Below are 24190 nucleotides of genomic sequence, written 5' to 3' on the forward strand. Positions count from 1 at the left end.
TATGGATAGCTTTACCGTCGTAGATGGGATCGTCGCCACGGTTGTCGTGGTCTCTGCCCTTCTGGCGTACAGCCGTGGCATCGTCCGCGAAACGATGGCCATCGTGGGATGGGTCGCAGCCGCAGTGGTCGCATTCACCTTTGCCGCCCCTGCCGGTGACGTCGTCGGCAACCTTCCGGTCGTCGGTGACCAGATCGATGGAAGCTGCGAGCTGAAGATCATCGCGGGCTTCGCGGTCGCTTTCGCCATCGCGCTGGCTGTCGTGTCGTTCTTCACGCCGCTGCTGTCGACCGTGGTGCGTAAAACCGCGCTCGACTCGATCGACCAGATCCTCGGCTTCCTCTTTGGTGTGGCCCGCGGCATCGTGCTCGTGGCTGTAGCGTTCTTCCTCTACAATACCATCCTGTCGAGCCAAGGCATCGCCGCTGTCGACAACAGCCGTGCGGCCGCTGTCTTCAACGACACCACCGACGACATTCAGGATCAGGATCCGAGCGCTGCTCTGGAGTGGCTGACCGCCCGTTACAACGAGCTTCTGCTCACCTGTGTGGCCGAGTAAGCCACGTTCATCGAAAAGTGTGTGATAGTTTCGTGACACCAGCCCCCTGACCGACTATCAGGGGGCCGCAACCCATTCACGGATTCGGAGCCCTCCCTCGTGTCCAAGACGATGCCCCCTGCCCACCCTTTCGATGATGATAAACTGAAAGAGGAGTGCGGCATTTTCGGCGTAGTCGGTGTGTCCGACGCTGCTAACTTCATTGCCCTCGGCCTACACGCGCTTCAACACCGCGGACAGGAAGCGGGCGGGATCGTAACCTACGATCACGAACAAGGTTTCAACTCGGCCCGCCGCATGGGCTATGTTCGGGACAACTTCACCAATTCCGAAATTCTCAAGACCCTGCCTGGCACTGTCGGTATCGGCCACGTCCGTTATTCGACCGCAGGTAACAAGGGTCAGACCGCCATCCGCGACGTTCAGCCGTTCTTCGGCGAATTCTCGATGGGCGGCGCCGCGATTGCGCACAACGGCAACCTCACCAATGCCGAAGCCCTGCGCCGCGACCTGATCTCGCAAGGTGCGATCTTCCAGTCGAACTCTGACTCGGAATGCATCATTCACCTGATGGCCCGTTCGATGGGCAAAAACATTCCCGACCGTTTCGAAGAAGCGCTCCGCAAGGCCGAGGGCGCTTTTTCCGTTCTGGGCATGACTCGCACCAAACTGATGGGCGTGCGTGACCCGCTGGGCGTTCGTCCGCTGGTCCTCGGTAAAGTCGGCGACGGTTGGGCGCTGGCGTCCGAAACCTGTGCGCTGGACATCATCGGTGCCGAATTCGTTCGCGAAATCGAACCGGGCGAGATGGTCGTCATCTCCTCCAAGGACGGCGTGCAGAGCTTCTTCCCGTTCCGTCCGAAGAAGTCGCGCTTCTGTATCTTCGAGCACGTCTACTTCTCGCGTCCCGACTCGATCCTCGGTGGCCGCTCGGTCTACGAGACCCGCAGCCAGATCGGGGTCGAACTGGCCCGCGAAGCCCCTGTCGAAGCCGACCTCGTTTGCCCCGTGCCGGATTCGGGCACGCCTGCTGCGATCGGTTACAGTCAGGAAAGCGGCATCCCCTACGGTATGGGGATCATCCGCAACCAGTACATGGGCCGTACTTTCATCGAGCCGACCGACGCGATCCGCAACATGGGCGTCCGTTTGAAGCTGAACGTGAACCGCGCGCTCATCGCCGGCAAGCGCATCATCCTCGTCGACGACTCGGTTGTTCGCGGCACCACCTCGCGCAAGATCAAGGACATGCTCCTCGACGCTGGCGCGGCAGAGGTGCACTTCCGTATCGCATCGCCGCCGACCGCGTGGCCGTGCTTCTACGGTGTCGACACCCCGCAGCGTGAAAAACTGCTGGCGGCAAACATGTCCGAAGCCGAGATGTGCAAGTACCTCGAAGTGGACAGCCTGCGTTTCATTTCGCTCGACGGTCTTTATCGCGCTGTTGGCGTGGCCGAGGGCCGCGATCCTGCGAATCCCGCGTATTGCGACGCATGCTTCTCGGGCGATTATCCGGTCCCGCCGACCGATATGCTCGACAAAGGCTTCAAGACCGCAGCCGAATAACTATCCTTACGAGGGGGTCCGCACGCGGGCCCCTTCTTCTTTGGAATAGGGGCGATCGGCGGCTTTATGCAGCGATGGGCAGAAGTCTGCCCACATCGCTCTCCTCACATTTGTGTTGGTTTCATCCCTTCCGCAGCCGTGGCATCTGCTGCCTCGGACACTCAAGACGGGACAAATTCCATGACGACAGGCACGAACAGTGTCGTCGCGCAAGCGGCGACGCAGGCGGACGTTTTTTCCTACGACAATATCGCGCTGATCGGGACGTTCAGCGGGCCGAGCGGCAATGTGGCCGTGGTGCGGATGACGGATGGACACATCCAGCAACTCGCAGTCGGCGACCAGACGATCTACGGGCAGGTGACGCAGATCACCGAGCAGCAGGTTCTGTTCACGGCCAACGGCCAGCTGAGCGGAATTCAGATGCCGAACTAACGGCATTGGACACGGGCGCTATTGCGCCCGTGTCTTCTTGGTGCCAAATGGGCTTATGACGCAAGATAATCGCCCCACCGCACTGATCACCGGCGCTTCGCGCGGACTTGGTTCTGCACTGGCCGAAGCACTGGCACCGACCCACCACATCATCGCTGTTGGCAAGACCACCGGCGCGCTTGAAGAACTGGACGACCGGATCAAAGCCGCGGGCGGACAGGCCACTCTTGCGCCGATGGACATCAACGTCGACGCCGCCATGCAGCAGCTTTGCCGTTCGATCTTTGATCGCTGGGGCAAACTGGACGTGTGGATGCACACAGCTGTCTTCGCAGCGCCGCTGTCCCCTGCCGGTCACATGCCTGCAAAGGACTTCGACAAGTCGGTCGAAACCAACATCAAATCGACCGCCCGCCTCATCAGCTACATCGCGCCGCTGCTCGGTGCCGATGGCCGCGCTGCATTCTTTGACGATCCGCGCGCAGGCGAAGCGTTCTTTGGCGCTTACGGCTCGACCAAGGCCGCCCAGATCGCGATGGCGCGTAGCTGGCAGGCCGAAAGTGTCAAAACCGGCCCGCACGTGCGCATTGTAACGCCCGAGCCGATGCCGACCGCTGTGCGCGGCCGTTTCTTCCCTGGTGAGAACCGCGAAAAGCTGGCGGACATTCGCGCGGAAGCTGCACGCCTCCTGCCGCAAATTCTGGGCTGATCCGGCCCTGATTTTCTCCCATGTGGTCAGCACTTACGCATTGCGGCCACATCGGGGACAAATTGCAGTCCGTAATGCTTGCCGCATGGCCTTCTCGTCCTTAGGAAAGGAGCAAAAGGGGGCCTTATGCGCATTCTCATTACGAACGACGACGGCATCAACGCACCGGGGCTCGAAGTCCTGCAAGCCATCGCCGAAACCGTTGCCGGCCCGGATGGCGAGGTCTGGACCGTCGCACCCGCGTTCGAACAGTCGGGCGTCGGTCACTGCATCAGCTACACCCACCCCACCATGATCGCGAAACTTGGCGAGCGCCGCTTTGCCGCCGAAGGATCGCCCGCCGACTGTGTGCTGGCGGGGCTCTATGATGTTCTCAAAGACAACAAGCCCGATCTGGTGCTGTCCGGCGTGAACCGCGGCAACAACGCGGGCGAGAACGTCATGTACTCCGGCACCATCGGTGCCATCGTCGAAGCCGCGCTGCAAGGCGTCAAAGGCATCGCGATGTCCCAGTTCTTTGGCGTTGAGAACAAAGACCTCGACCAGCCGTTCGAAGCCGCTGCCGCGCATGGTGCTGCCGTCGTGCAAAAGCTGCTCGACCACGGCAAATGGGACGACGAGGATTATCGCCTGTTCTATAACGTGAACTTCCCGCCGATCCCCGCCGCTGCCGTCAAAGGCACCAGGGTCGTCAAGCAGGGCTTCCGCCGTGGGACGTCCTTCTCTGCCGAGCCTGCCGTCGCGCCTTCGGGCCGTCGGTTCATGTGGGTTCGGGGCGGCAATCAGCAGGTCCGCACCCTGCCCGGCACCGATGTCGAAGCGAATCTGGACGGCTACATCTCGGTGACGCCGATGCGCGCCGAACTGACCGCCCATGACGCGCTGGCGGAACTGGAAAAGGCACTCGCGTGACATTCGACGCCGAAACCAAAATGCAGTTCGTCTATGCCCTCCGCTCCAAGGGGGTCACTGACGGACGCGTTTTGACGGCGATGGAAAAAGTCGACCGCGCCAAGTTCGTGCGCGGTATCTTTGCGGAACGCGCCTACGACGACATGCCGCTGCCGATCAGTTCGGGCCAGACGATCAGCCAACCGAGCGTCGTTGGCCTCATGACGCAGGCGCTTCAGGTGTCGAACCGTGATAAGGTGCTCGAGATCGGCACCGGCTCCGGCTATCAGGCCGCGATCCTCAGCCACCTCGCCCGCCGCGTTTACACGATCGACCGGTATCGCAGGATCGTGAGCGAAGCGCGCGGTGTGTTCGAAGAGCTCGATCTCGGCAATATCATCCCCTTTGCGGGCGACGGCAGCTACGGTTTGCCCGAACACGCGCCCTTTGACCGCATACTTGTGACCGCCGCTGCCGAAGATCCGCCGCCGCTGCTCTTGGCCCAGCTGCGTGTTGGGGGTATCATGGTGGTGCCGGTCGGTCAGTCCGATGCGGTGCAGAACCTGATCCGCGTGACGCGGACAGACACAGGCTACGAATACGACGAACTCCGTCAGGTTCGCTTTGTCCCGCTTGTCGAGGGCATGGGCGACTAAACCGAAAAGCCCCGGAAAACGGGGTTGAGAACGAGGATCGAGTGAAATGCGAGTGACTTCTTTTGGTCCCCTGCTCCTCTCCGGCTGCGCCATTCTGGCGTTGACCGCATGTAATGAACCGCTGGACTTTGACATGCGCGATCTGGGCGGCAAAAGCTCGGCGTTCGACACATCGTCCGCCGCCCGCAACATCGGCGCACGTCCAGAGCCGGACGCAAACGGCCTCATCAGCTATCCGACCTATCAGGTGGCCGTCGCGCAGCGCGGTGATACCGTGCAGCAGGTCGCTGACCGCCTTGGGATCGATGCCGTTGCGCTCGCGACCTACAACGGTGTTACGCCCGCGACCGTCATGCGCCGCGACGAACTGCTCGCCATCCCGAGCAGCCAGACCGTCCGTGCAGGCGCAAGCGCAGGTGCGAGCACCGCGATTGCAGGCGATAGCGTTGATGTGACCACCCTCGCCGCCTCTGCCATTGACCGCGCAGGCCCGCAGACCGTGACCCCGACCACGCAGCCGAGCGGTATGCCCGCCGCCGCGCCGGACGTTGTCGCGCCGAGCGACGAGCCGATCCGTCACCAAGTCCAACGCGGCGAAACCGCCTATTCGATCGCCCGCCTCTACAACGTGCCGGTCCGTGCGATTGCCGAGTGGAATTCGCTGGATTCGAACCTTTCGGTCCGCGAAGGGCAGTTCCTGCTTGTCCCTCAAGGCGACGACATCCCCGCAACGCCCGCCGCTGTTGAGGAACCCGGCGCAGGCAGCGCGACGCCCGTTCCGCCGTCGGCTTCCGCGCCGCTGCCCGAGGAAAGCCCGATTGCGACCGCTCCGGCGGCCAGCGCACCTGCACCGGTCGAGAGCCCCGATCTGGGCAACACTTCGACACAGGCCAATTCGGACGCGCCTCTGCTGATGCCGGTGCGCGGTACCATCGTGCGCACGTTCAGCGCGGGCACGAACGAAGGCATCGACATCCAGTCGACCGCTGGCGCCGAAGTCGTTGCGGCTGCTGCCGGTACGATTGCCGCGATTTCGAAGGACACTTCGGGCAACGCGGTTGTGGTCGTGCGCCACGCTACTGATCTGCTGACGGTGTACACCAACCTCGACAACCTCGCGATTACCGAAAAGCAGGACGTGTCGAAGGGTCAGAAGCTCGGCGAGGTCCGCTCGAACGACACGCCGGTTGTCCACTTCGAGGTGCGCCTGTCGGGTATGAAGGCCGCGAACCCCGAGGACTACCTACCGTAAAAGACAAAGGGCGGGGAATTCCCCGCCCTTCTTTATTTCAGCGTGACGCCTTTGCGGCCCGCGAGGTCAGTAAAATACTGCCACGCCACACGGCCCGATCTGCTGCCGCGCGTCGCTTGCCATTCGATGGCCTCGGCGCGGAGCGTGTCGTCGTCGATCTCCACCCCGTAGTGATCGCAGTAGCCGCGGATCATCGACAGGTATTCGTCCTGATCGCAAGGATGGAATCCGAGCCACAGACCGAAACGATCCGACAGCGACACTTTTTCCTCGACCGCTTCGGCGGGATTGATGGCGGAGGAGCGTTCGTTCTCGATCATATCGCGCGGCATCAGATGGCGACGGTTGGAGGTCGCGTAGAGCACGACGTTGTCGGGACGCCCTTCGATACCGCCGTCCAGAACGGCCTTGAGTGACTTGTAATGCGCGTCATCGTGGCTGAACGACAGGTCGTCACAGAACAGGATGAACCGCTCGGGACGGCCCCGCAGCAGGTTGAGGCAACGGCCGATGCTCGGCAGGTCCTCGCGCTGGATCTCGACGATCTTGAGGCCAGTATGCTCCGCCGCAACTTTCCCGTGGATCGCTTTGACAAGGCTGGATTTTCCCATTCCGCGTGCACCCCAGAGGAGCGCGTTGTTGGCGGGCAGACCCTTGGCGAATTGCACGGTGTTGGCCAGCAGCGTATCGCGGGAACGGTTCACACCGACCAGCAGCGAAACATCCACGCGGCTGACCTTTTTAACGGGTGTCAGGCGGTCCGGTGCGGTCTGCCAGACGAATGCTTCGGCATCGAACGCCGGAGCGGCGAGAGGCGCCGGAGCCATACGCTCCAACGCCTCTGCAATACGGTTCAGTTCTTCGGTATTCACTCTTCTTCCTCGTCCTCGACCCAGAGCCCTTCGGCCTTGAGTTTCGCGATGCGTTTCTTCTCGACGCGGGCGACAAGCTGGATCGAGATTTCATAGAGGCCATACACCACCGTGAAGAGCACGACTTGGCTGATGACATCCGGCGGGGTCGCCAGAGCGGCCAGTACCAGAATGCCGACCACCGCGTATTTGCGCACACCGCGCAGACCGTCAGCCGATACCAGACCCGCCTTGCCCATCAGGGTGAGCAGAACCGGAAGCTGGAAACAAAGGCCGAACGCCACGATGAACTTGATCGTTAGCGACAGGTACGACTGCGCAGAGCCGAGGAAGTCGATGCCCGCCGTGTCAGCGCCCGCGATCTCTCCGCTCGATTGCTGGAAGCCGAGGAAGAACGTGAAGGCCATCGGCGTAATCACGTAATAGGCAAACGCGGCGCCCAGCAGGAACATGACCGGCGAGGCGATCAGGAACGGCAGAAACGCGTTCTTTTCGGACTTGTAGAGGCCCGGCGCCACGAACCGCCACATCTGATAGCTGATGATCGGGAACGCGAGGAACAGACCGCCCAGCAGCGAGATGGACACTGCAACGAAGAAGCCTTCTTGCAGGGCAATCATCACGAGGCCACAGCTTGCCTGCCCGTCGACTTCGAGCGCGCTACACAGCGGTGCGGTCAGGAAGTCGAAAATCGGTTTCCAGACGGTAAAACAGATCAGCATCGCCACGACGAACGCGCCGAGCGAGCGGATCAGACGCGTGCGCAATTCGGCGAGGTGTTCGATCAGCGGTGCAGAGGAGTCTTCGATTTCGTCAACGTTGCTCATTCACCTGCCTCGGTCTTTTTCTGCGGCGCGGCTTCAGGCACGTCGAAATCTTCGAGGTCTGCCAGATCCTCGTCCGCTTCGCTGGCGGCGGCCTCACGGGCCTGACGGTCCTCGGCTGCCTTTGCCATTGCCGCGTTCATCTTTTCCTTTGTCTCCTGCCGCTCGGGGCTCAGAGGTTCAGGTGCGGTGAACGTCTTCTTCGCTTGATCAAACCCGAACTTGCCGGGGTTCGTTGCAGCCTTCAAAGTCTGGTTGGTCGACTTCAAAGTGTTGCTGATGTCTTTGAGTTGGGTTTGGTCGGCAGCCTGATCCATCGCGCGGGAAAATTCCCGCGCCATGCCTTTGGCTTTGCCGACGTACTGGCCAACTGTGCGGAACAGATTCGGCAGTTCTTCCGGTCCCACAACAATGAGAGCGACGATCCCGACAAGGATCATCTCGCTCCAGCCCATGCCAAACATATCGGCTGTCCTTAACTAGCGAAAATCAGACTTTTTCGTTCTCGGGGGTCACGTCCTTGGCTTCGGCAGCCTTCTGCGACTCGACCTCGTCCTGGCCTTCGCTGATACCCTTCTTGAACGAAGTGATACCCTTACCGACTTCGCCCATGACCGACGAAATCTTGCCGCGACCGAAGAGCACGAGCACGACGACTGCGATGAGGATGATGCCCATGGGGCCGATGTTATTGAGCATTGTTCTGTCTCCCGTTCCCGGAGCCGCCCACCGGCGCTCCTGATGTAATCTCTGGGATCAAGCTATGCGCAGCGCTGCGGGAGCGAAAGCGGGACTTAGGCGAATTTCGTCGCCTCACAGGTTTGTTTGGGGAGTTTAGTGACAAAAAGTTGTCAGTTGCATTGAGCGGTGTGGATTGCCCCCTCCCGAGGGACAATCCGGTGAGTGGTGGCTCAACGCAGGGCGATGCCTGTCTCGGCATCGAAAAGGTGAATGTTTGCGGGTGCAATCGACACAGTGATCTGGCCGACGTCGTCACCCACACGGCCCGCCGTACAGGCAAGTATCTTGCTCGGCGTGTCGGTGAGCACGTAGCTCGACGCACCGGTGCGTTCGACGAGCGCCACCGGCAGCGTCAGGCTGTTACCTTGTGCGCCGACCTCGAGGTGTTCGGGGCGCAGGCCAACGGATACGCTCTGACCCGGCGTGGCAGGACGTGCAAGCGCCAGCGGCGGCTTTCCGGCGAGGTCGAGTTCAACGCTACTTCCATCCTCCGAAATCCGGCCATCGACGAAGTTCATCGCGGGCGAGCCGATGAAGCCCGCCACGAATTTGTTCGCGGGACGGTCATAGAGGTCGAGCGGTGCGCCGACCTGTTCGATCACCCCTGCCCGCATCACCACGACGGTATCGGCCATCGTCATCGCTTCGATCTGGTCGTGGGTCACGTAGACCGAGGTCGCGCCGATGCGGTTGTGCAGCTGGCGGATTTCGGATCGCATATGGACCCGCAGCGCGGCGTCGAGGTTCGACAGCGGCTCGTCAAAGAGGAACGCGCGGGGCTGGCGAATGATGGCGCGGCCCATCGCGACGCGCTGGCGCTGCCCACCCGACAGCTCTCGTGGATAACGGTCGAGCAGTTCACTCAGGCCGGTGATCTTGGCGATGCGGTCGACAGCCTCCGCTATCTCGGCTTTGGGGCGGCGTTTCAAACGCATCGCATAGGACAGGTTCCGGCGGACGGTCATATGGGGATAGAGCGCGTAGCTCTGGAACACCATCGCGAGGTCGCGTTCGCGCGGCGCCAGCTTGGTCACGTCCTGACCGCCGATGACCATTTCGCCGCTGGAAATGCCCTCGAGCCCCGCGATAGTGCGCAGCAGCGTGGACTTACCGCAACCCGACGGGCCGACCAGCGCCACAAACGCTCCTTCGGGGATGTCGAGGCTGATGTCGCGTAGGGCGTGGTATGCGCCGTAGTGCTTTTCGATGTTTCTAAGTTGGATCTGAGAGGTCATTTCAAGGCTCCCGAGGTCAAGCCACTGACGATCTGGCGTTGCAGCAGGACGAAAACGATAAGGATGGGCGTCACGTAGATGGCCGAATAGGTCATCACGCCAGACCAGTCGGAGGTGTTCGGCCCCATGAAGGACTGCAAACCGACCGTCGCGGGCTGGAGCGCGCGTTGGGTGATGAGCGAGCGGGAATAGACGTATTCACCGAAGCTTTGCAGGAAGATCAGGACCGAGGTGACGAGGATGCCGTTGCGGGCCAGCGGCACGATGATCGACAGGAACGCACCGACGCGAGAGTTCCCGTCGACCAGCGCGGCCTCCTCCAACTCGCGCGGGACCTGAACGAACGTAGCGCGGCACAGCACGATATAGAGCGGCAGCACCTTCGCCGCTTGGGCGAGGATCACGGAGGTTCGCGGGAATTCGTTCAGGCCGACCTGATTGAACGCCACGAAGATCGGCGTGACCATCAGCGAGGACGGCAGCACCTGCATCATCAGGACGACGAACAGAACTGCATCCATCCAGCGATTGCGGATGCGCGACAGGACATAGGCGCAGCCTGTCCCCGTCAGGATCACGATGGCCGTGGTGCCGAGCGCGATCAGCAGCGAGTTCTTGAGGTACACGTCCATCTTCAGACGCGACCAGACCTCGGCCACCATCCATTGCGGATCTTCTGGCCAGAACGTCGGCGGAAAGGCAAAGATCTCGGTGCCCGTTTTCAGGGCGGTGACGTACATCCAGTAGAGTGGGAACAGGTAGATGCTGACGAAAACCAGCGCGAGGGCGAGGAGTGAATAGCGTTTCAACATGGCTCACATCACCTGTTCATGACGGGTGGAACGGACGTAGATCGCTGCAACGAAGACCACGAAGAGGATCATCAGCACCGAAATGACCGAGCCGACGCCGATCTCGTAATACTGGAATGACAGCTGCCAGCTCCAATACTGGAAGACATTGGACGAATTGGCCGGACCGCCTTGGGTCAGCGCAGCGAAGAGGTCAAATTGCTGGAGCGTGAAGATCACACCGAGCGAGATCACCGCGCCAAGCTGGGCGCGCATCATCGGCAGCGTGATCGTAAAGAACCGTTGGATGCGGCTGGCACCATCAAGCTGTGCGGCCTCGTAGACGTCCTCGGGAATGCCCGCCAGTCCGACCGACAGGAGGATCATGTTGAACGGCACGCCGAGCCAGATATTTGCGATGATGACGGAATAAAGCGCGACATCGGGATTGGAGAGCCAGAAGATCTTGGCATCCGTAATGCCCAGTGCTTGCAGCATGTAGTTCAGCACGCCGAAGTCGCCTGCGAAAATCCAGCTCCAGACAGCGCCGACGACCAGCGCGGGCATGATCCAACCGGCGAGGAACAGACCGCGAAGCCATGTGTTCAGCGGGAAATCGAGCTGGAAGAACATCGCGAGGCCGAAGCCGACGACGAGCTGCGCGACGACCGAGATGCCAACGAATTTCACGGTGTTGAAGAAAATGCTCGACGCTTCGGGGCGGGTCAGCACGTCCTCGTAGTTATCCAGCCCGACGAACGGGCGGTCGAAGGACGCCAGCGAGAACAGGTCGACCTCCTGGAACGACATCACGAGGTTATAGACCAGCGGAAATGCGGAGAAGAGTACGAGGTAGCCGAGCGCCAGCGTCACAAGGATGGCGTCAAAGCCGACCCCGTCGCGGAAAGTGTTCTTGAAAACAAGCACATCCAGATCCTTTCTTAAGTGAGGCGGACCCGATTGCTCGGGCCCGCCCCATCCTTGGGAGGATGGTTAGTTCAGGACGCGGTCGATCCGGCTCTGGGCATCGGCAAGCGCGTCTTCTGCGCTGGCCTGACCTGTCAGAGTGGATTGGATCGCGCCTTGAATGGCTTGGCTGATGCGCGGCCACTCGGGGTGCGGACCACGGTTGCGCGCATACTTCATGGATTCCTCGAAGACCGCGTAAATTTCGGGGTACTTCGGATCGGTGACTTCAACGTCGGAGGCCGGCAGATAACCGAACTCGTTCCAGACGCGGTCCATATTCGCCATCAGGAATTCGAGGAACATGAACGCCTCGTCCGGATTGTCCGAAGACGCGAGGATCACGTTGTCACCTTCGCCCAAGGCCGACGCACGCTCCGCATCTGCGCTCGGTGCGGGTAGCACGGTTGCGCGGAAGTCGAAGTCGGCTTCGCTGCTCATACGCGGCAGTTCCCACGGGCCGGAGATCGACATTGCCGCCTGACCTGCGTTGAATGTGCCGGTGCTGTCCCACTGACCGCGGATCAACGTGTCGGGGGAGGCGATGCCTTCGTCGATGAACGCCTTCCACATGTTCAGCGCCTCGACAGCGCCTTCGGTGTTGACGTTGTTGTAGTCGCCGCCGGTCATCTGGAGCCAAGGCAGGAACTGGAACGTGCCCTCTTCGGTCGCCACGGCAGAGAACGCGAGGCCATAGACGTTTTCCTCGGGTTTGGTCAGCGCCTTGGCCGCGTCGTAGAGCTCTGCCCAAGTCGACGGCGGATTGTCGGGATCGAGGCCCGCATCACGGTACATGTCGGCGTTGTAGTAGAGCGCGATGGTGTTCGCGCCGCGCGGCAGACCGTAGATGCCGCCCTCGTATGTGACCGACGACAGCGGACCGGGGAAGATGTCTTCGGCGTTCACCACGTCCGACGCTTCGATGTAGTCCGACAGGTCTAGCAACAGGCCCCGCGAGGCGAACAGAGCAACCTCGGGGTTGTCAATGTAGGTGATGTCCGGCGCATCGCCCGACGCCACGCCGCGCGCGAGGTCGTTGACCATGTCCTCGAACTGGACAGTGCGCACGTTGATCTTGATGTCGGGGTGCGCCTCCATGAACTCGTCGGCCATGACGTAGTGGTATTCACCCGGATCATCGATGGTCCAGAGATCCAGTTCGACCTGCTGGGCGGCGGATGCCGTGGCCAGCGAGACCAGTCCAGTGGTCAGCAGAGCGTAATATTTCATGTCCATAATAAGGTCTCCTCCCTTTAAGTTGGACGGTGGAAGTGTCGGACGGGGTTGCCCTCAAAGAAGTGAGGGGTCGCCGCCTTCGTATTTGCCGGAACCGGGGATGAAGGCCCCGCCTCGGCAATTTTTGAGGTACTTGAGCGCGTGGACCTGACCGGTCATCTCCAGCTCGTCGCGGTAGACGGGGTCGTGCCAGCCTTCGATGTCGATCGAGCCCTGATAGCCCGCCAGACGCAGTTCGCTGATGATGTCGGTCCAGTTGCTGTCCCCGAAACCGGGGGTGCGCATGAACACGAACGGATGCTTGCCGAAGATGCCATGCTCGCGGATCACGTCGTGGCGGACGGTGGCGTCCTTGCCGTGAACGTGGAAAATTTTGTCCGCCCATTTGCGGATCTGCGGCAGCGGGTCGATGAGGTAGACAAGCTGGTGGCACGGCTCCCATTCGAGGCCGAGGTTATCGTCCGGCGTCTCGTTGAACATCAGCTCCCAAGCATCTGGATTATGGGCAATATTCCAGTCGCCGGTCTGCCAGTTGCCATCCATGGCGCAGTTCTCGAAAGCGATCTTCACGCCCTTATCGGCGGCACGCTTCGCAAGCTCGGACCAGACCTTTTTGTACTGCGGCAGGCTCTCTTCAAGCGGCTTGCCACGCACACGGCCGGTGAAGCCGGCGATGCAGGTCGCACCGAAGTGGTGGGCGTTGTCGATGCAGTCTTTCCACCCCTGAAGCGTGTCCTGATCGAGCGGATCGTTTTCAAGCGGGTTGCCGAACATGCCGAGGGTCGAGATCGTGATATCGCGGTCGCCGATGGCATCGACGCAGCGCTTGCCAAGCTCGGCGAGGTCCTGCCCGTTCGTGGTCTGCCAGAAAAACGGCTCGAAGCTTTCGAAACCCATGTCGGCGATTTCACCGATGCGCGTTGCGGCCTCACCGCCGCTTGCTGCGACCATGGTTCCGACCCTGATGGCTTTCGCTGGATCGCTCATAATTATTCCTCCTCAATGTCGATAAAGCTGCCGCGCACCGCGCTTTCGATGGCGGCGAAAGTCATGGCGAGTGAGCGGTAATTGTCGCGGCTGTCGGTGAGCGGCGCTGCGCCGCTGTCCCGTGCCGCCAGAAAATCGGCGATGATGCCCGCGTGGCCCGTGTTTTCCAGCGGCGGAAGGTCGGGCACTTCGATTTCTTCCATCTCGGCCAGCAGGCCGTCGCGGCTGGCAGGGCGTTCGGCGCGGAAGCCGTTGTTACCGTCCCAGATCAGGGTGCCTTTGCTGCCGACGATGCGCCAAGTGGCCTCCCAGTCGGTCGGCGCGCCTTCGGCACACCACGACCCGCGATAGGTCAGCAGCTTGTTGTTTTCACATTCGAAAATCGCGTTGGCGCTGGCGCCGTGGCTATACCACGAATGGTCGGGGTTGCTCTCGACGCAGACCACGCGGCGGGGTTCGATGCCCGAGACGAAGCGCGCGGCGTCGAACGTGTGGATCGCCATATCGAGCAACAGCACGTGCTGCATTTCCTCGCGGAACCCGCCGAAATGCGGCGCGATGAAGAAGTCGCAATGAACCTCCGCCACCTCCCCGATCGCGCCGCTTTCAAGGAAGCTCTTGGCGCGGCGGATGCCGTCCAGATAGCGCCGGTTCTGAATGATGGCGTGCAGGCGGTTCGATGCCTTGCGAGCGGTCAGGAGCGCCTTCGCCTCTTCCAGCGTATTCGCCATCGGTTTTTCCGACAGCACGTCGCAGCCGTGCTCGAACGCGGTGGTCACGACGGTCGAGCGAGCGACCGGCACAACGATGTCGAACACGACGTCGGGCTTGGTCTCTTTCAGCATCGCGGCAAGGTCCGATCCGGACTTCGCGTCGGCCCAGCCCCACGCCTCCGCCCGCTGGGCGGCGAGGTCCGCATCAAGATCGACGAAGCCGACCAGACGGACTTTTTCGCCCTTCGAATTGACGTGCGCGATGGCTCGGAGCCAGCCTTCCGACATAGCTCCGCAACCTACCAAAACGGCAGTTTGCATGAATTCCTCCCTTTGGAACCGTGCGCCAATCAACCTCCGGACGCAGATTCCGTAAACGTTTACGAAACTAGTGTTGCGCGCCGATTTATGTCAATAAGATTTTCGGAAACGTTTACGAAATCACCCAAGGACAGACCGGATGAACATCAAGGAACTTGCGCAACACCTTGATTTATCTATCGGAACTGTTTCCCGCGCTCTCAACAACAAACGCGACGTCAATGAGAAAACCCGCAAGCGCGTGCTCGATGCAGCCGTCAGTCTGGGCTATTCACCCAACGCTTCGGGGCGGTCTTTACGCAGAGGCTCGACGCAGACCATCGCCTTCATGATGGAAACCGGCCATTCCACCGACCGTCCTGGCGACAACTTTTTCATGCGGGTTATCGACCAGATGCAAGCCGCGCTGAGCGAGGCGAACTATGACCTCGTGATCCTGCCCTGCCATTCGTCGATGGACCCGACCGACTTCCTCAAGCGCGTCATTGCCCGCGGCATGGCCGATGCGCTGGTCCTCACCGCGACGCGCCACGACGATGCCCGCATCAAGATGTTGCTGGAATCGAATATCCCCTTCCTCGCCCTTGGTCGGTCGAAGTACGCAGACCAACACCCGTGGATCGACCTCGATTTCGAGGGGTTTATCGACGAAGCGGTCGGAATGCTGCACCGCCTCGGCCACAAACGCATCGCCGCGACCGTGCCGCCTGCGGACTCCAACATCGCCTATGTGCTGCGTGAGGCTTACGAGAAAACCCATCGCAAGCTGGGCATTCCGTTCGACCCCGAACTGTTGATGACCTGCGAGCTTGGCGAAGCTGGCGGTGCTGCGGTGACCAAACAGATCCTCTCCATGGATGATCGTCCCAGCGCGGTGCTTCTGAACCACGAGATGATGGCGCTCGGCGTTTACGCGGTGCTAGCCGAGCAGAACCTCAAAGCCGGTGCCGACCTATCGGTCGCCACGTTCCGCCGTTCGCACCACCTGCGTTTCCTTGATCCCGCAGTGACGGCGTTCGACATCGATCTGGAGGCCCTTGGCCGCGCCCTCTCCACCGAGACCCTGCGGCTACTGAAGAATGAAACCCCGCAGGCCAAGATGATCTGGCCCGCGAAACTGCACCTGACCAGCAGCATCGCCGCGCCCTATTGGACGAAGAGCTAGGCCCGTCTGGTCGTTCACTTGATCCCTAGTGTAAATTGACGCGACCAGAGGGGAATCATGCGCCGCAACGACCGTCTCATGCAGCTCGTCACTATGCTCAGGGACGGGAAGCTTCATAAGGGTGAAGACCTTGCGGCGGCGCTGGATGTCAGCCTGCGGACGATCTATCGCGACATGGACAAACTCGCGGCCTCCGGCGTGCCGGTGGAGGGCGAGCGCGGCGTGGGCTACCACATCACCTCGCAAATCACCCTGCCCCCGATCAACATGACGATGGACGAGCTGGAGGCGCTGCATCTAGGGCTAGCGGCGCTTGGGCAGTCGGGTGATCCCGATCTGGAGCGGGCTGCGCAGTCACTGGCAGGAAAGATCGACGAGGTGCTGCCAGAGGACGCGACGACGGGTGATCTGACGATATATCCCTTCGCGGATGCGGCGCTCGGGTTTCGATGGTTGCCGTTTATCCGCCAAGCCATCCGCGCACGGCAGAAGCTGTCGGTGACGACGGAAACGAGTACGCGGACGGTGCGTCCGCTAAGGCTGGATTACTGGGGACGGCTCTGGACAGTGCTGGTCTGGTGCGAAGCGAAACGTGATTTCGACGAGGTTCGGCTGGACCAGATCACGGCGCTGAAAACACTCCCGCAACTCTTTATCGAAGAGGACGGCAAGCGCCTTTCTGACTACAAGCGTTAGACCTTCGGGAACACGAAGCAGCGGTCGCGCTTGATCATCAGCCAAAGCGCAGTGCCCGGCTTGGGCATGAACACGTTAGGCACCTGTGCTTTCAGGATCGAGCCGTCGAAGTCCATCTTGAACTCAACAAGGCTCTCCGCCCCCATGAAGCGCGAGCGCACCACGACCCCGCGAGCGGGCACGCCGTCGGTCGTCGTCGGGTTAGGACCGCGTCCGTTGCGGTCGAAGTCGATGCGCAGGTGCTGTGGGCGGATGACGATTTCGACCTCTGTGCCATCGGGCACACCAGGGGTCAGGAACTGGCCGAAGGGCGTTTCGGTCAGTGCGCCTTGGACTTTGCCCGTGATGACGTTGACGTCGCTGAAAAACGCAGCGGCAGCACGGTCTTTGGGCGCGTTGTAAATGTTGTAGGGCGCACCCTGCTGAACGATACGGCCGTTACGCATCAGCGCGATCTCGTCCGCCATGCGCATCGCTTCGGCAGGCTCGTGCGTGACAAGCAGAACGGCGGTACCTTCGTCTTTGAGCACTTCGAGCGTCTGGTCACGGATGCCGTCACGCAAGCGATTGTCGAGGCCGCTGAACGGCTCGTCCATGAGCATGATCCGCGGACGCGGCGCAAGTGCGCGGGCCAGCGCGACACGCTGCTGTTCGCCGCCTGAAAGCTCGTGCGGGTAGCTGTCGATGTGGCGCAGGAGGTCGACCTTGCTCAGCAATTCCTCGATCCGCGCACGGTTCGGACGGATACCGCCCTTGAGGCCGAACGCGATGTTCCCCGCAACCGACAGGTGCGGGAACAGCGCAAAGTCCTGAAACATCAGACCAATCGAGCGACCCTCAGGCGGGACGCGGTAAACCGTATCGCAGACCAGATTGCCGTCGACGTAAATCTCTCCGCTGTCCTGCATATCCACGCCCGCAATGATGCGCAGCGTGGTGGACTTACCGCAGCCCGACGGACCCAAAAGGCAGGTCACCTGTCCCGGCATCACCTTGAGCGACACGTTATCCACGACCGTTTCGCCGTCGAACTGTCGTTTGATGTTCCGAATTTCGAGACGCGGGTGCTGTTGCTCGGGCAAAGGCCTATCCTATTCCGACAGAAGAGATCGGGTTTAGACCTCGTAGCAATCCCCCTATCCAAGAGCAAGGCGCACTGCTCCCTTTTCCATTGGGAACCTTTGATCTATCACTGGGAGAACGACGTAATAATTGTCGATACAATAGCAGTAGCGCCTCTCTTATGCCCAACACGCCCGAGCCGAACACATCGCAGACACTTCCGGTTTTCCGTGCCGAAGAGTTTGTCGTGGTGAACGGCGTGGCCGAGGGTGACGGCCTGTCCTTTGCCGACGAGCTACTGATGGACGACATCTACCAGCTGGCCCATTCGGCGCAGCGGTCGATGCTGACGGTGGTTTACAGCGCTGACGGCAAGATCCTGACCATCGACGGGCAAAGCGAAACGGGCGGTGCGGGCAACCGTATTTTCCTCGATTGTATGCTCACGCTCATGGGCTCGGACAGTCACACGCACGAAGCAGTGGTGTTGGTCGAGGTCGAGGATGACGAGGTGGAGGCGATCTATCTCCTCCCATTGTCAAGGATGGTGCCCGACACCGAATACCGCCTTGTCGGCATCGACCGGAACGCCGCCCTGCCTCGCTTTGCCGAAATGGCTTGCGTGTCCTTTGCGCGCGGTACCCGCATTACGATGGCGTCCGGCGAACAGCGGCCCATTGAAGACCTTAAGGTTGGTGATCGCCTTTTGACCCGCGACGATGGCGCACAGCAAATCCGCTGGGTCGGTCAAACGACGCTCCGCGCGACGGGCCAGTTCGCGCCGGTGCTGATCCGCAAAGGCGCGCTGAACAACGCCAACGACCTGTTGCTCAGCCCAGAACACCGCTTGTTCGTCTACCAGCGTCAGGATCACGTCGGCGCAGGCCGCGCAGAGGTGCTGGTGAAGGTCCGTCACCTCATCAACGGGGACAGCGTGGTGCAGCAGGACGGCGGCTACGTGGATTATTTCCAGATCCTGTTCGACGATCACCAGATTATCTACGCCGAAGGCATCGCAGCAGAGTCTCTGATGATCGATCCGCGGACCCGCGCCGCGCTGCCAGACGAGATCCGCAGCCTTGGTCACAAGCACCGTCATCACCTCGATTACGAGATCGAAGAAGACCTGATGAGGGACGCCAAAGCGGTGGAGCGGCTGCGCAAAGCGTCCTCTACCTAGGGTCACTTACCCATAAGTATACTGAAATTTCGTTAGAAACTGCCGTTTTCAGGGCTGACGAAGCCTTAGACAACGGAATGAGTATGCTTGATAGCGGACATTTTACCCAGATCGATATGCGTCGCCGCCTGCGACTTCACGGTCTGGACGACGCGACTTGCGCGGTTCTTCGTAAGAATTCGGCCAAACTGACCAAGGCTATCGATCCGGTTTTGAACGACCTGCTCGCGTATATCGCTGAGCATACCGACTTCATGCCGCGCATCACCGTGACCGAGAACAAGACGAACCACGTCGTAAACCGCTTCAAGGAACACTGGACGTTCGTCATGAATGGCGACTTCGGCGAGGGCTATCAGGAGTCGGTGAAGAAGATCGCACACCTGCACACCAAGATCAAACTCGACCCGTCGATCCAGAACGCATCCTACAACCTCCTGCGCACCAAATTCATCCAGTACGGCGCCTATGGCCGTTTCCGCATTGTCAGCCCCAAGATCGCGGCGGCCGTGTCCTGTGCTATTTCGCTGGATATGGACATGATGACCGCCGAATATTTCGCGCAGGTCGACAACGTCGCCAATGAGATGCGCCAGAAGTTGGGCGACGATTTTAGCTCCACGCTGGGCAACATCGTCGACACGCTTGCGGGCACTGCGCAGCAGACATCCGATGTCGTCGGCGAAGCGGCCGAGGCGGCGAACAACCTGACCACGTCGATGCAGGATATCCGTGCCCGTATGCGGGATGCGAATATGAAGTCCGACAGTGCTGCTTCGCTGGCGCAGAACGCCAACGAACAGATGACCCGTCTGGCGAAGAAGGTCGATACGATCTCTGACGCGGTTCGCATGATCTCGGACATTGCCAACCAGACCAACCTGCTTGCGCTGAACGCTTCGATCGAAGCGGCACGCGCTGGTGCTGTCGGTCGCGGCTTTAACGTGGTTGCGGGCGAGGTGAAGAACCTTGCCGCTCAGACGACCACAGTGACCGAAAACATCAACAACCAGATCGGCGAGATCCGCAGCGAGACTGAGAAGGCTGTCGAGAACGTCACCAACATTCTCACCCGCGTGCAGGAGGTGAACTCCACCTCATCCGAAATCAGCAGCGCGCTTGAAGATCAGAGCTCGACCCTCGGCACCATCGTGCGTTCCGGCGTCGACCAGTCGCGCGTCGGCAGCCAGAACGTCGCCGAACAGGCCCGCAATCTGCGCAGCACCGCCGAGCGTTTCCTGCGCAGCATCAGCACGGCAAACTAAGGCAAATACACTCTGTAGCTTGCCAGAACATGCCCGCGAGAATATATGCGCGGGCATGTTGGACACCGCCCCGAACCGCCCCGCCCTTCCGCCCGAGATCGCCCGCCGCCGGACGTTCGCGATTATTTCGCACCCCGACGCCGGTAAGACGACTCTGACCGAAAAGTTCCTGCTTTTCGGTGGTGCGATCCAGATGGCGGGTCAGGTCCGTGCAAAAGGTGAAGCGCGCCGCACGCGTTCGGACTTCATGCAGATGGAAAAAGACCGCGGTATCTCGGTCTCCGCATCGGCAATGTCGTTCGATTTCGGCAACTACCGTTTCAACCTCGTCGACACGCCCGGTCACTCGGACTTCTCCGAAGACACCTACCGCACGCTGACGGCGGTGGACGCTGCGGTCATGGTGATCGACGGTGCGAAGGGTGTGGAAAGCCAGACGCAGAAGCTGTTCGAGGTCTGTCGCCTGCGCGACCTGCCGATCCTGACCTTCTGTAACAAGATGGACCGCGAAAGCCGCGATACTTTCGAGATTATCGACGAAATTCAGGAAAACCTCGCAATCGACGTGACGCCCGCGTCGTGGCCCATCGGTGTCGGCCGCGATTTCCTCGGTTGTTACGATATGCTGAACAACCGTCTCGAACTGATGGACCGCGCGGACCGTAACCGCGTCGCGGATTCGATCAGCATCGAAGGTCTGGACGATCCCAAACTCGAACAGCACGTCCCTGCCCACTTGGTCGAGCAGCTTCGCGAAGAGGTCGAAATGGCCCGCGAACTGCTGCCCAAGCTGGACCCTCAGGCGGTGCTCGAAGGGACGATGACCCCGATCTGGTTCGGCTCGGCCATCAATTCGTTCGGCGTCAAGGAACTCATGACCGGCATCGGTAATTACGGCCCCGAGCCGCAGCCCCAGTCCGCCGATCCCCGCCAGATCGCGCCCGAAGAAACCAAGGTCACCGGCTTTGTTTTCAAGGTGCAGGCCAACATGGACCCCAAGCACCGCGACCGCGTGGCTTTCGTGCGTCTGGCGTCGGGCCACTTCGAGCGCGGCATGAAAATGACCCATGTCCGCACGAAGAAGCCGATGGCGATTTCGAACCCCGTGCTGTTCCTCGCCTCCGACCGAGAGCTTGCCGAAGAGGCTTGGGCCGGCGACATCATCGGCATTCCGAACCACGGCCAGCTGCGCATCGGTGACACGCTGACGGAAGGCGAAAGCCTCAAGGTCACCGGCATCCCGTCGTTCGCCCCGGAACTGCTGCAGAACTGCCGTGCGGGCGACCCGATGAAGGCCAAGCACCTCGAAAAGGCGCTGATGCAGTTCGCCGAAGAAGGCGCGGCCAAGGTGTTCAAGCCCGCATTCGGCTCCGGCTTCATTGTCGGTGTCGTCGGCGCGCTTCAGTTCGAGGTTCTGGCGAGCCGTATCGAGCTGGAATACGGCCTGCCCGTCCGCTTCGAGCCATCGCAGTTCAACTCGGCCCGCTGGGTAAAGGGTGACAAAATGGCGGTGGAGAAATTCATCAGCGCCAACAAGCAGCACATCAGCCACGACAACGACGGCGATGTGGTCTTCCTGACGCGCCTTCAGTGGGACATCGACCGCGTCGAGCGGGACTATCCCGACATCAAGCTGACAGCGACCAAGGAAATGATGGTCTAACGCCACTCAAAGCCGTCGGGAACCTCGACGGCTTTTTCTTTGGCCTTGTTCTTGTCCTCGCGGCGGCGGCGCTTGGCCTGAACGGCGATAGCGCTGAACAGCAGCACGAAACAGACCAGCCCGCACAGCGACAGACCCGTCGTGAACTCCTCGCCAGTCGCAGGCATCACAATGTACCGCCCGACCGCGTATCCCGTCAGCGCCACGCACGACAGGATAGACATGACGTAGGCGTAGAACAGGCGGTGCACGAAGGGCAGCGCGAACATCAGCAGCGACAGCGCAAGGAACAGGAACGCGATGGCCGAGGTGACGGACATCAGCACGAACGGGCTGTTGTCAAAGCTATAGGCCGCATTCCACGGCATCTCGGGATAGGCGAATTGCAGGATGATCCGCAACTTCGCCATCACCACAAGCCAGATCGAAGACGTGTAATAGATCACGTTGTCCAGCATCGACACGCGCGAAATCGTCAGCGTCGCAAGGGACGCCAGCAGCAAACCGAACGCGGTAATCGACAGGAACGGTGGCCAGTCAGCGCGGAGTTGCAGAGCCGAAGCATGGTGCGGGAAGAAAATGTTGAGCACGAGTCCAACCAGTGCGATGAATGCCGCAGCAATCGCAAACCCAGCTGGTTTCGTTATACCCAATCCCATCTATTCCGGCCTCGCTTCTCTCCTTTGACTGAAAATTCGACAACTGAAACGGGAAGTTTTCTGCTGCCACTATTAGACCAACCATTCTAAAAGTGGTGCGTAGCAAGCCGATTGCTACCCCTAACCTCGGGTAAAACTCAGTTTTATTGACGTTGCATCGCAAAAACGATAAGTGAGCACGATCCCAAAGGGGATTTTACGCCGCGGGGCGCGTTGGCAAGTTGCGTCCCATTAACCCGCCGGTCTGGACCGCCCGACCGCAGCAATGGACACGCATGACCAAATTTACCGATCTGAACCTTGATCCTAAGGTTCTCAAGGCTGTCGCAGACGCCGGATACGAAAGCCCGACCCCGATTCAGGCAGGGGCGATTCCGCCCGCCCTTCAAGGCCGAGATGTTCTCGGCATCGCCCAGACGGGCACCGGCAAAACCGCCAGCTTTACGCTGCCGATGATTACCCTTCTTGGCCGTGGCCGCGCGCGTGCGCGTATGCCCCGCAGCCTCGTTCTTTGTCCGACCCGCGAACTCGCGGCTCAGGTAGCCGAGAACTTCGACGTTTATGCCAAGAACACCAAACTGACCAAAGCGCTGCTGATCGGCGGTGTGAGCTTCAAGGAACAGGACGCTGCGATTGACCGCGGTGTCGACGTCCTGATCGCCACCCCCGGCCGCCTGCTCGACCATTTCGAGCGCGGCAAGCTGCTGCTGACCGGCGTCCAGATCATGGTCGTCGACGAAGCGGACCGTATGCTCGACATGGGCTTCATTCCCGACATCGAACGCATCTTCCAGCTGACGCCGTTCACCCGTCAGACGCTGTTTTTCTCGGCCACCATGGCGCCGGAGATCGAACGCATCACCAACACCTTCCTTCAGGCACCCGAGCGGATCGAGGTTGCCCGTCAGGCGACGACGTCCGAGAACATCAAGCAGTCCGTCTGCATGTTCAAAGCCAGCCGCCGCGACCGTGAGGGTAGCGAAAAGCGCCGCGTCCTGCGCGCGCTGATTGATGCCGAAGGCGACGCCTGCACCAACGCGATCGTGTTCTGCAACCGCAAGACCGATGTGGACATCACGGCCAAGTCGCTGCGCAAGTACGGCTACAACGCCGCTGCGATCCATGGAGATCTGGACCAGAAGCAGCGTATGGATACGCTCGATAAGTTCCGCGCCGGCGATCTGCGCATCCTGTGTGCCTCCGACGTTGCTGCACGCGGCCTCGACATCCCTGCCGTGAGCCACGTCTTCAACTTCGACGTTCCGTCGCACGCCGAAGACTACGTGCACCGCATCGGCCGCACCGGCCGCGCCGGTCGCAAGGGCACCGCGATGATGATCTGCTCGCCGCGTGACGAGAAGTATTTCGAAGCTGTCGAAAAGCTCGTCCAGATGGAGATCCCGCGCATCGAAAATCCGGCCAAGTCGGAATCCTCCGGCAAGGTCGAAGAGAACGCGGATCAGGAACAGCGCGAAAAGCCCAAGCGCAGCCGTTCGCGCCGCGCCAAGAAGGACGACGCTCCGCAGCAGCAGGTCGAAGAGGCCAAGCCGCAGCAGGCAGCCGAGCAGCCGAAGACTGAAAAGAAGGCCGACGCTCCGAAGCAGCACGAGCACAAGAACGACCGTCCGAAGCACAACAACAATAATCGTCGCGGCAAACGCGAAGACATGATCATCGGTATGGGCGACGACGCTCCAACCTTTATCCGTCTGAGCTTTGCCGAGCGTCGGGCTCTCGCGAGCTAAT

Annotated in this window: 25 protein-coding genes; 13 read left to right on the top strand and 12 right to left on the bottom strand. The window is 60.8% G+C overall.

From position 1 onward, the window contains the following. Position 1: 1 nt before the first annotated feature. From IF204_RS07715 to IF204_RS07745, 7 genes are all read left to right on the top strand, one after another. Positions 2–559, top strand: coding sequence for a CvpA family protein (locus tag IF204_RS07715; RefSeq protein ID WP_194095932.1), 558 nt, complete (start codon positions 2–4; stop codon positions 557–559). Between the two features lie 111 nt (positions 560–670). Beyond that, positions 671–2125 carry an amidophosphoribosyltransferase gene (gene purF, locus IF204_RS07720; protein WP_194098173.1) on the top strand — a complete coding sequence of 485 codons (1455 nt, stop codon included), beginning with the start codon at positions 671–673 and terminating at the stop codon, positions 2123–2125. A 180-nt stretch (positions 2126–2305) separates the two neighbouring features. Then, entirely contained in the window at positions 2306–2560 is a 255-nt protein-coding gene (locus IF204_RS07725; protein ID WP_167637969.1) for a pilus assembly protein PilP, read from the top strand. Between the two features lie 55 nt (positions 2561–2615). After that, entirely contained in the window at positions 2616–3269 is a 654-nt protein-coding gene (locus tag IF204_RS07730) for an SDR family NAD(P)-dependent oxidoreductase (protein WP_194095933.1), read from the top strand. 126 nt (positions 3270–3395) lie between these two features. Beyond that, positions 3396–4181 carry a 5'/3'-nucleotidase SurE gene (surE, locus tag IF204_RS07735; protein ID WP_194095934.1) on the top strand — a complete coding sequence of 262 codons (786 nt, stop codon included), beginning with the start codon at positions 3396–3398 and terminating at the stop codon, positions 4179–4181. Then, the gene (locus IF204_RS07740; protein WP_322743270.1) at positions 4178–4816 is read left to right on the top strand and encodes a protein-L-isoaspartate(D-aspartate) O-methyltransferase; all 639 of its coding nucleotides are present in this window, start codon (positions 4178–4180) and stop codon (positions 4814–4816) included. The genes surE and IF204_RS07740 overlap by 4 nt, the downstream gene beginning before the upstream one ends. A 46-nt stretch (positions 4817–4862) precedes the next feature. Next, positions 4863–6068 (top strand): M23 family metallopeptidase, encoded by a 1206-nt coding sequence (locus IF204_RS07745; protein WP_194095935.1) that lies wholly within the window; start codon positions 4863–4865, stop codon positions 6066–6068. A gap of 32 nt (positions 6069–6100) precedes the next feature. Here IF204_RS07745 and IF204_RS07750 read toward each other — a convergent pair whose 3' ends face one another. The 10 genes from IF204_RS07750 to IF204_RS07795 all read right to left on the bottom strand — a co-directional run bounded on the left by IF204_RS07750 (position 6101) and on the right by IF204_RS07795 (position 14754). Continuing rightward, positions 6101–6895 carry an ATP-binding protein gene (locus IF204_RS07750; protein WP_228069372.1) on the bottom strand — a complete coding sequence of 265 codons (795 nt, stop codon included), beginning with the start codon at positions 6893–6895 and terminating at the stop codon, positions 6101–6103. Between the two features lie 41 nt (positions 6896–6936). Beyond that, positions 6937–7767: a twin-arginine translocase subunit TatC gene (gene tatC, locus IF204_RS07755; protein WP_194095937.1), complete on the bottom strand. Its 831-nt coding sequence runs from the start codon at positions 7765–7767 to the stop codon at positions 6937–6939. Continuing rightward, positions 7764–8228: a Sec-independent protein translocase protein TatB gene (tatB, locus tag IF204_RS07760; protein ID WP_194095939.1), complete on the bottom strand. Its 465-nt coding sequence runs from the start codon at positions 8226–8228 to the stop codon at positions 7764–7766. Before tatB ends, tatC begins: the two co-directional genes overlap by 4 nt. A 25-nt stretch (positions 8229–8253) precedes the next feature. Then, positions 8254–8463: a twin-arginine translocase TatA/TatE family subunit gene (gene tatA / locus IF204_RS07765; protein ID WP_167637963.1), complete on the bottom strand. Its 210-nt coding sequence runs from the start codon at positions 8461–8463 to the stop codon at positions 8254–8256. A 212-nt stretch (positions 8464–8675) separates the two neighbouring features. Next, entirely contained in the window at positions 8676–9740 is a 1065-nt protein-coding gene (locus IF204_RS07770) for an ABC transporter ATP-binding protein (protein ID WP_194095941.1), read from the bottom strand. Next, a complete protein-coding gene (locus IF204_RS07775; protein WP_167637961.1) occupies positions 9737–10552 on the bottom strand; it encodes a carbohydrate ABC transporter permease in 816 nt (271 codons plus the stop codon). The genes IF204_RS07770 and IF204_RS07775 overlap by 4 nt, the downstream gene beginning before the upstream one ends. A gap of 3 nt (positions 10553–10555) precedes the next feature. After that, complete coding sequence (locus tag IF204_RS07780; protein WP_194095943.1) at positions 10556–11458, bottom strand: carbohydrate ABC transporter permease; 903 nt, start codon at positions 11456–11458, stop codon at positions 10556–10558. A 66-nt stretch (positions 11459–11524) separates the two neighbouring features. Next, entirely contained in the window at positions 11525–12733 is a 1209-nt protein-coding gene (locus IF204_RS07785; protein ID WP_194095945.1) for an ABC transporter substrate-binding protein, read from the bottom strand. Positions 12734–12787: 54 nt separating this feature from the next. Beyond that, positions 12788–13720, bottom strand: coding sequence for a sugar phosphate isomerase/epimerase family protein (locus IF204_RS07790; protein ID WP_167637958.1), 933 nt, complete (start codon positions 13718–13720; stop codon positions 12788–12790). Between the two features lie 2 nt (positions 13721–13722). Further along, entirely contained in the window at positions 13723–14754 is a 1032-nt protein-coding gene (locus tag IF204_RS07795; RefSeq protein ID WP_194095947.1) for a Gfo/Idh/MocA family protein, read from the bottom strand. A gap of 139 nt (positions 14755–14893) precedes the next feature. Between IF204_RS07795 and IF204_RS07800 the strand changes: the two genes are divergently transcribed. Both IF204_RS07800 and IF204_RS07805 read left to right on the top strand, forming a co-directional pair. Next, complete coding sequence (locus IF204_RS07800) at positions 14894–15919, top strand: LacI family DNA-binding transcriptional regulator (protein ID WP_194095949.1); 1026 nt, start codon at positions 14894–14896, stop codon at positions 15917–15919. Between the two features lie 57 nt (positions 15920–15976). Then, a complete protein-coding gene (locus IF204_RS07805) occupies positions 15977–16615 on the top strand; it encodes a helix-turn-helix transcriptional regulator (RefSeq protein WP_194095951.1) in 639 nt (212 codons plus the stop codon). Here the strand turns inward: IF204_RS07805 and IF204_RS07810 are convergent. Beyond that, entirely contained in the window at positions 16612–17697 is a 1086-nt protein-coding gene (locus IF204_RS07810) for an ABC transporter ATP-binding protein (RefSeq protein ID WP_228069118.1), read from the bottom strand. The genes IF204_RS07805 and IF204_RS07810 overlap by 4 nt on opposite strands. 161 nt (positions 17698–17858) lie before the next feature. Here IF204_RS07810 and IF204_RS07815 point away from each other — a divergent pair, with 161 nt between their 5' ends. The 3 genes from IF204_RS07815 (at position 17859) to IF204_RS07825 (ending at position 21785) form a co-directional block, all read left to right on the top strand. Next, positions 17859–18857, top strand: coding sequence for a Hint domain-containing protein (locus tag IF204_RS07815; RefSeq protein ID WP_194095953.1), 999 nt, complete (start codon positions 17859–17861; stop codon positions 18855–18857). 77 nt (positions 18858–18934) lie between these two features. After that, complete coding sequence (locus IF204_RS07820) at positions 18935–20122, top strand: globin-coupled sensor protein (protein ID WP_194095955.1); 1188 nt, start codon at positions 18935–18937, stop codon at positions 20120–20122. A 55-nt stretch (positions 20123–20177) separates the two neighbouring features. Then, on the top strand, positions 20178–21785 hold the full coding sequence (locus IF204_RS07825; RefSeq protein ID WP_194095957.1) for a peptide chain release factor 3: 1608 nt from the start codon (positions 20178–20180) through the stop codon (positions 21783–21785). On the opposite strand, the gene IF204_RS07830 is transcribed toward IF204_RS07825, so the two are convergent. Then, entirely contained in the window at positions 21782–22375 is a 594-nt protein-coding gene (locus IF204_RS07830; protein ID WP_194095959.1) for a hypothetical protein, read from the bottom strand. The two genes, IF204_RS07825 and IF204_RS07830, sit on opposite strands and share 4 nt — an antisense overlap. Before the next feature lie 344 nt (positions 22376–22719). Here IF204_RS07830 and IF204_RS07835 point away from each other — a divergent pair, with 344 nt between their 5' ends. Further along, positions 22720–24189 carry a DEAD/DEAH box helicase gene (locus tag IF204_RS07835; protein WP_194095961.1) on the top strand — a complete coding sequence of 490 codons (1470 nt, stop codon included), beginning with the start codon at positions 22720–22722 and terminating at the stop codon, positions 24187–24189. Position 24190: the final 1 nt, after the last annotated feature.

Origin of the sequence: Marivivens aquimaris (genome assembly GCF_015220045.1) — a bacterium.
Lineage (GTDB): Bacteria > Pseudomonadota > Alphaproteobacteria > Rhodobacterales > Rhodobacteraceae > Marivivens > Marivivens aquimaris.